Origin of the sequence: Nocardia farcinica, from assembly GCF_029867845.1 — a bacterium.
GTDB classification, from domain to species: Bacteria; Actinomycetota; Actinomycetes; order Mycobacteriales; family Mycobacteriaceae; genus Nocardia; species Nocardia farcinica_A.
Genome location: NZ_JARWRU010000674.1, coordinates 1 through 7,569 on the forward strand (window position 1 = coordinate 1; position 7,569 = coordinate 7,569).

Below are 7,569 nucleotides of genomic sequence, written 5' to 3' on the forward strand. Positions count from 1 at the left end.
CAGGAGCAGCGCGAGCAGCAGCCCGCCGCGGCGACCCTGCTCGCCGACGACGCGCCCCTGCCCAAGCGCAAGCGCGGCCAGACCCTGGCCGCCGCTCATCCCGACGGCCTCGTCGAGCGCCGCACGTCGGGCCCGTCGGTCCTGCGGGCCGCCGAGGAACCGACCTCCCCGCCCACGCGGCCCGCCGCACTGGGGGCCTTCCAGCGCGCGTTCACCGGACGTGACGCACAGGAATCCGTCCCCCCGTCCCCGCCCGTCGCTCTGGAGAACGATCGATGACCTCTTCGACCACCCCCGCTCAGCTCGGCTGGCTGCTCGAACAGCTGCTACAGCGCACTCCGCAAAGCAGGCACGCGCTACTGCTGTCCGGTGACGGCCTGAAGATCTGCCACACCCCGGAGCTGACCATCGACAAGGCCGACCAGCTGGCCGCCATCGCCGCGGGCATCCAGTCGCTCGCGCACGGCGCCTCCGCCGAGTTCGGTGACGGCAGACCCGGTGTGCGCCAGTCGATGACCGAGTTCTACGGCGGCATCCTGTTCATCGTCGAGGCGGGGCTCGGGGCGCATCTGGCGGTGCTGGCCGACGAGGACGCCGATGCCGGGCTGATCGGCCACAACATGCGGGAGCTGGTCGAGCAGCTCGGCGACCAGCTGACGGCGGCGCCGAGGGTGCAGCCACGAGTGGCGGGGGCCGGAAGACCATGAGCAGACCCAGACCGGGACGCGACGACAGCCCCGACCGCCTGTACACGCTCACCGGTGGTCGCAGCAGCCCCGACACCGACGCTTTCGACCTGGTGACCCTCGTGGTCAGCGAATCCGAGCCCGTGCCGGGCATGCCCTCCGAACACGCGGCCATCCTGCGCATCTGCCGCTCCCCCACCTCGGTGGTGGAGATCGCGGCCGAGCTGCGGCTGCCGGTCGGCATCACCACGGTGCTGCTCTCCGACCTGCTGGCGGCGGGCAAGATCACCGTGCGACATCCACGAGCCGGGCGCTTCGGCGACCACCTGGTTCTCGATTCCACCACCCTCGAGAAGGTGCTTGTTGGACTCCGCAGTCTCTAATCCATCGACGGCGATTTCCGATTCCCCGTCCTCACCTCCCCCGTCCCCCGCGCCGTTACGGGCAGAGGCCCCGTTGCTCGGCACCGCGAGCCAGGGCCTGAAGATCGTCATCGTCGGCGGGTTCGGCGTCGGCAAGACCACGATGGTGCGCTCGGTCAGCGAGATCCGCCCGCTGGACACCGAGGCCACCATGACCGACGCCGGCGTGGGCATCGACGATCCGACCGGCGCGCCAGGCAAGTCGACCACCACCGTCGCCTTCGACTTCGGCCGCATCACCATCGACTCCGAGAACGTGCTCTACCTCTTCGGCGCTCCCGGTCAGCAGCGCTTCTGGTTCCTGTGGGACCGGCTGTTCAGCGGCGCGCTCGGCGCCATCGTGCTGGTGGACCGCCGCCGGATCTCCGACTCCTGGTACGCCATCGACCGGCTGGAGAGCCAGGGCACCGCGTTCGTGGTGGCCTGCAACAACTTCGGTGGCGCGCCGCAGCCGCTGGACGCGGTGCGCGACGCGCTCGACCTGGATCCGCATGTGCCGCTGCTGGATTGCGACGCCCGTTCGCGCGAGTCCTGCAAGCAGGTGCTGGTGACCCTGGTCGAGCAGCTGTACGCCCGGGCACGTGCGAACGGAGAGCTGTCGTGAACTACGCCGAGCAGGCCGCCCCGCCGGGCTGCCCCGCGCATCCCGGCGCGATCCCCCTCGACGGACCGGAGTTCCTGTCCGACCCCTACGGCCTCTACGCCAGGGCGCGGCGCGAGTACGGCCCGGTGGTGCCGGTGGAACTGCTCGGCGGCTTCCCGGCCTGGCTGGTCATCGGCTATCGCGAACTGCACCAGGTGACCAGCGATTCCGAGCTGTTCAACCGCAGGGCCGAGAGCTGGAACCAGTGGCCCAACGTGCCCGACGACTGGCCGCTACGCCCGATGATCGGCGTGCAACTGCCCTCGATCTACTACACCGTCGGCGCCGAGCACCGCAGGCACTCCGAGGTGGTGGAGGCCGCGCTCGACGGGGTCGACCCGTTCGCGTTGCGCCGCACCGTCGAGGACATCGCCGACCGGTTGATCGACTCCTTCTGCGGCCGCGGCCGCGCCGACCTGGTCGCCGAGTACGCCGAGCCGCTGCCGGTGCTGGCGCTGGCCTCCACGCTCGGGTTGTCCGACGAGGAGGGCTCGCTGCTGGCCTGGACCATGCGCGCCTTCGCCCAGGGCGGCGCGGACGCGCAGGCCGCGCACGTGCGCTTCTACGAGCAGATCTCGCGGCTGGTCGCGCACGCCAGGTCCGTCGGCGGCGACAGCATCGTCACCAGGATGCTGAATTTTCCCCAGCCGTTCTCCGACGAGGAGCACATCCACAACCTCATGGCCATCACGGCGGCGGGTTACCTGCCCACCTCCGACTGGCTGGTGAACTCGGTGCGGCTGATGCTCGTCGACGACCGCTTCGCCGCGGCCCTCGGCGGCGGCAGGCACAGCATCGGCCAGGCGATGAACGAGGTGCTGTGGGAGGAGGCGCCGACCCAGATCCTGGCCGGGCGCTGGGCCACCCGCGACACCAGGCTCGGCAACCAGGTCGTCCGGGCGGGCGACATGCTGCTGCTCGGTCTCGGCGCGGCCAACGCCGACCCGCACGTGCGCCAGCAGCTCGGCGACGGCCTCGAGCCCGCCCAGACCGGCAACAGCGCGCATTTCGCCTTCAGCCACGGCGAATTCCGCTGCCCGTTCCCGGCCCAGCAGATGGCCGAGGTCATCGCGCGCACCGGCATCGAGGTGCTGCTCGACCGGCTGCCCGATGTCGATCTCGCGGTGCCGGAACACGAGCTGGTCCGTAAACCCAATCCGTGGCTGCGCGGCATGAGCAGCCTGCCCGTCCGCTACACACCGGTACCCGCCGTCGGAGGTTTCTGAGCATGAGTTGCCCGCACGACACGATCGTCATCGACCCGATGATCTCGGACCTGGCGGGCGAGACCACCCGTCTGCGCGAGGCCGGGCCCCTGGCGAAGATCGACCTGCTCGGCGTGCCCGCCTACACCGTCACCAGGCACGGGCTGGCCAGGAAACTGCTCACCGATCCGAGGCTGGTCAAGGACATCAATTCCTGGTCGCTGTGGCAGACCGGCGTGGTGACCAGGCAGTGGCCGCTGATCGGCATGATCGACGTGGACCGCTCGATGTTCACCGTGGACGGCACCGAGCACCGCAGGCTGCGCATCAAGACCACCCAGGCGCTGACCCGCCGCCGCCTCGACGCGCTGAAGCCGCGCATCGAGGGTTACGTCGCCGACCAGCTCGACGGCCTGGAGCGCGCCGCCGCGGGCGGGCAGGCCGTCGACCTGAAGGAGTTGTTCGCCTACCCGCTGCCCATGCAGGTCGTCGGCGACCTGATGGGGGTGCCGCAGTCCGATCAGCAGATGCTGCTCGACTGGTACAAGGCGTTCTTCTCGATCATGACCCCGCAGGACGAGCGCCTGAAGGTCATCGACCAGCTCGACGCCTATTTCACCGAGATGGTGCGCGCCAAGACCGCCGAGCCGGGCGACGATTTCACCTCCGCGCTGATCTACTCCACCGACGAGGAGACCCCGCTCACCGAGGAGGAGGTGCTGGGCAACCTCAAGGCGCTGGTCGCCGCCGGGCACGAGACCACGGTCAATCTGATCCTGGCCACCGTGCGCGCGCTGCTGTCGCACCCGGAGCAGATGGCGCTGGTGCGGTCCGGGGAGGTGAGCTGGGAGACCGCCATCGAGGAGACGCTGCGTTTCGACGGCCCGGTCATCCACCTGCTCATGCGCTTCGCCACCGAGGACATCGATCTCGGCGACGCGGTGATCGAAAAAGGTGCGGGCGTGGTGATCTCCTACCGGGCCATCGGCCGCGACACCGAGGTGCACGGCGCCGACGCCGACGCCTTCGACATCACCCGTGCCACCGCCAACCGGCACATCTCCTTCGGCTACGGCCCGCACATCTGCCCCGGCGCGGCGCTGGCCAGGCTGGAGGCCTCGATCGCGGTTCCGGCGCTGTTCGAGCGCTTCCCCGAGCTGCGCCTTGCGGTGCCGGTCGAGCAGATCGTGAACATGCCGGTGCTCACCCAGAACGACCTCGCGCGGTTCCCGGTGGACCTGCGCGCCCGAGCCGCCGTCACCACCACGCCGGAGGCGTGAACGCCCGCTGACTTGTCGTCGCGGCGGTGCACCGCCGTCGCGACGTGACCGGCCTCACCCTCGGCCGATGACGTGGCCAGCATCACCGCGAAACGAGATTCTGTTCGGACGACCGTACGGTTTACCGTTCAAGAAACGTTTCTTCTGATGGGGAGTCCGCGTCGATGCTGACCACTCTCGCTCGGTTCGCGACCACGCGACCGCGCACGGTCCTGGTGGCCGCACTGCTGCTGATGCTGGCCTGCGGCGCCTTCGGCGCGAGCGCGGCGAGCCACATGAAGGCGGGCGGTTTCGTCACCGAGGAACTGGAATCGGTGCGCGCGGGCGAATTCCTCAGCGACCACTTCCCCGGCGGAGCGACCAATTACATCCTGCTCGTCACCGCCGACGACGGCGCCGACTCGCCCGCCGCGCGGGCCGCGGGCGAGCGGGCCGTCGCCCAGCTGAGCGGGTTCGACGAGGTCAGCGGCATCCAGTCGTACTGGACCACCCGTCCCGACCTCGCCCCCGCCCTGCGCAGCAAGGACGGGCGGAGCGCGCTGGTCATCGCCTACATCGCGGGCGACGATTCCGAACTCACCGAACGCGCCGACCGCATCAGCGAGCAGGTGCAGTTCGCCGACGACGGCGTCACCGTGCGCGCCGGCGGCCTCGGCGCCGCCTTCGCCGACATGAACACCCAGATCAGCCGCGATCTGATCATCGCCGAGGCCATCGCGATCCCGCTGACCGGCCTGCTGCTGATCCTGATCTTCGGCAGCGTGGTGGCCGCGGCCATGCCGGTGGTGATCGGCCTGTGCGCGGTGCTGGCCGCGCTCGGCATCCTGCGCACCCTGACCGTCTTCACCGACGTGTCCATCTACGCGCTGAACATGACCACCGCGCTTGGGCTGGCGCTGGCCATCGACTACAGCCTGTTCATCGTCAGCCGCTACCGCGAGGAACTGGGCCGCGGCCTCGACCCGGTCGCCGCCGTGGTGCGTTCGGTGCAGACCGCGGGCCGCACGGTCGTCTACTCGGCCCTGGTGGTCGCGCTCTCGCTGGCGGCACTGGCGGTGTTCCCGCTGTACTTCTTCAAGTCCTTCGCCTACGGTGGCGTGGCCGTGGTCGGAGCGGCCGCCGCGGCGGCGGTGATCGTGCTGCCCGCGATGCTGGTGCTGCTCGGCGACCGGGTGAACGCCTTGGACCTGCGCGCGGGCGTGCGCAGGCTGCTCGGCAGGCCCGAGCCCGCCCCGGTCCCCGCCGAGCGCAGCTTCTGGTACCGCTGGGTGCTGGCGGTCATGCGGCGCGCGGTGCCGATCGCCCTGCTGACCACCGTGCTGCTGCTGTTGGTCGGATCGCCGTTCCTCGGCGCGAAGTTCGGCTACCCGGACGACCGTGCCCTGTCCGACGCCCCGAGCCGGGTGGTCGGCGACGAACTGCGCGCGAACTTCGAAGCCGACATGGCCACCAGCGTCATCATCACCCTGCCCGGCTTCCAGGGCGACGAGGCGCGGATCGGCGAATACGCCGCCGCGCTGTCGAAGGTGCCCGACGTGCCCGCCGTGCTCTCCGGCGCGGGCGTCTACCTCAACGGCCTGAAGGTGGCCGCGCCGCTGCCGGACATGATCTCCGCCGACGGCGCGTTCCTGTCCGTCGGCACCCGCCTGGACCCCTACTCCGGTCCGGGCAAGGAGCAGCTGAACCAGCTGCGCGCCGTGCCCGCGCCCGGCGAGACGGCCTTCGGCGGCCCCGGCGCGCTGAACCAGGACTCGCTGGCCGCCATCGGTGAGCGCATCCCGCTGGCCGCGGTGCTCATCGCCCTCACCACGCTGGCGCTGCTGTTCCTGTTCACCGGCAGCCTGCTGCTGCCGATCAAGGCGCTGGCGCTGAACATGCTCTCGCTGGCCGCCACCTTCGGCGCGATGGTGTGGGTGTTCCAGGAGGGCCACCTGTCGGGGCTGCTCGGGTTCACCCCGACCGGCAATCTCGACCTGTCCATGCCGATCCTGATGTTCAGCATCGCCTTCGGCGCGTCCATGGACTACGAGATCTTCCTGCTCTCCCGCATCAGGGAGGAATGGCTGGCCGGACCGAAGACCGCCGAGGGCAACACCCACGCCGTCGCCATGGGCGTGGCGCGCACCGGCCGCATCTTCACCGCCGCCGCCCTGCTGATGAGCATCGTCTTCTTCGCGGTGGCCACCTCGGGGGTGACGGCCATGAAGCTGTTCGGCATCGGCTGCGCGCTGGCCGTGCTCAGCGACGCCTCGGTCATCCGCGGCCTGCTCGCTCCCGCCCTCATGCGCCTGCTCGGCACCGCCAACTGGTGGGCGCCGAAGCCGCTGGCCGCCCTGCACGCCCGCTTCGGCCTGCACGAGGCCGACGAGCAGGCGCTCGACGCGCGGCAGGCCGGGGCTGGGCGGGCAGACACGGCGCGGGCAGACACGGCGCGGGCAGACACCGCGCGGGAAGACATGGCGCAGGACAGCGCGTCGGAGACCGGCGAACGGAAGGCAGGCACCGAGCGGGATTCCGTCCTTCTCGGCAAGTAGCCACGGCGAAGACACCGCGCGGCCGGTGTCACCCGGCCGACGGGCGGTATCCGGCACGCGACGAGCTGGGAAACCCATCCCGCGGGGGGACGGGCGCTCATCCCACGAGCGGGAGGCTCATTCGGTGACCGAGGCGCGCCGGGCGGCCACCCGCCCGGCGTAGACCACGCCGACGAACTCGGTGAGATCGTCGATCAGCGCCTGCGCCGCCCAGGCGTCGTCCTCGGCCTGCGCCGAATCGCCGCCGATGCCGCCGTGATGCCGCGACCAGTCGGCGACCAGTTCGAACACCCCGCCGATGGTGGCCATCGCCACCGCGAACCGCCGCCTGCTCGTCCGCTCGCCCACCCCTGGCTCGGCGGGCCACTGGGTGTCGAGGAAGGCCGCCGCCCAGCGCCGGTGCACCCGTCGCTGCCGCCGCACCACCGAGGGCACCTGCGCGACCTCGGTGAAGGCCAGCCGCAGCAGCCGGGGGTCCTCGGCGATGGCGTGCACGAAGGCGGCGACGATGGCGGGTCCGCGCTCACCGAACGGCCGGTCGGCCTTGCGCAGCGCCGTGGTGCTCACCCGGTCCCTGATCGCGGCGGCGAACTCGTCGAGCAACGCGGCGTAGCAGCGGCCCACGCTGTCGAAGCGGGCGTCGAACTCCTGCGTCGGCAGGCCGGCCCGCGCGCAGATCTGCTCTCTGGTGGTCCGCGAGAACCCCTGCTCGGCAAGAACTTCCGTGGCGGCGGGGGGCGACACAGCCCCGGGGGGGTGGGTGGGGCGGGGCCCCAGGCCCCCCGCGGCGGCGAGGGGG

General features: G+C 71.0%; 7 protein-coding genes and 1 pseudogene. 7 read left to right on the forward strand and 1 reads right to left on the reverse strand.

The features are described 5' to 3' along the window. The 7 genes and pseudogenes from QH283_RS14795 to QH283_RS14825 form a co-directional block, all read left to right on the forward strand. A pseudogene (locus QH283_RS14795) lies at positions 1-279 on the forward strand (sensor histidine kinase); the annotation flags it as partial. Next, the gene (locus QH283_RS14800; protein ID WP_280503577.1) at positions 276-707 is read left to right on the forward strand and encodes a roadblock/LC7 domain-containing protein; all 432 of its coding nucleotides are present in this window, start codon (positions 276-278) and stop codon (positions 705-707) included. The pseudogene QH283_RS14795 and the gene QH283_RS14800, both read left to right, overlap by 4 nt. Beyond that, positions 704-1,069 (forward strand): DUF742 domain-containing protein, encoded by a 366-nt coding sequence (locus QH283_RS14805; protein ID WP_280503578.1) that lies wholly within the window; start codon positions 704-706, stop codon positions 1,067-1,069. Before QH283_RS14800 ends, QH283_RS14805 begins: the two co-directional genes overlap by 4 nt. Positions 1,070-1,142: 73 nt before the next feature. After that, the gene (locus QH283_RS14810) at positions 1,143-1,712 is read left to right on the forward strand and encodes a GTP-binding protein (protein ID WP_280503579.1); all 570 of its coding nucleotides are present in this window, start codon (positions 1,143-1,145) and stop codon (positions 1,710-1,712) included. Further along, positions 1,709-2,977: a cytochrome P450 gene (locus QH283_RS14815; RefSeq protein ID WP_280503580.1), complete on the forward strand. Its 1,269-nt coding sequence runs from the start codon at positions 1,709-1,711 to the stop codon at positions 2,975-2,977. Before QH283_RS14810 ends, QH283_RS14815 begins: the two co-directional genes overlap by 4 nt. A 2-nt stretch (positions 2,978-2,979) precedes the next feature. Then, the gene (locus QH283_RS14820) at positions 2,980-4,236 is read left to right on the forward strand and encodes a cytochrome P450 family protein (protein ID WP_280503581.1); all 1,257 of its coding nucleotides are present in this window, start codon (positions 2,980-2,982) and stop codon (positions 4,234-4,236) included. A 164-nt stretch (positions 4,237-4,400) separates the two neighbouring features. Next, positions 4,401-6,770, forward strand: coding sequence for an MMPL family transporter (locus QH283_RS14825; RefSeq protein WP_280503582.1), 2,370 nt, complete (start codon positions 4,401-4,403; stop codon positions 6,768-6,770). 117 nt (positions 6,771-6,887) lie between these two features. On the opposite strand, the gene QH283_RS14830 is transcribed toward QH283_RS14825, so the two are convergent. After that, the coding region (locus tag QH283_RS14830; protein WP_280503583.1) for a TetR/AcrR family transcriptional regulator at positions 6,888-7,569 on the reverse strand (682 nt) is incomplete at its 5' end.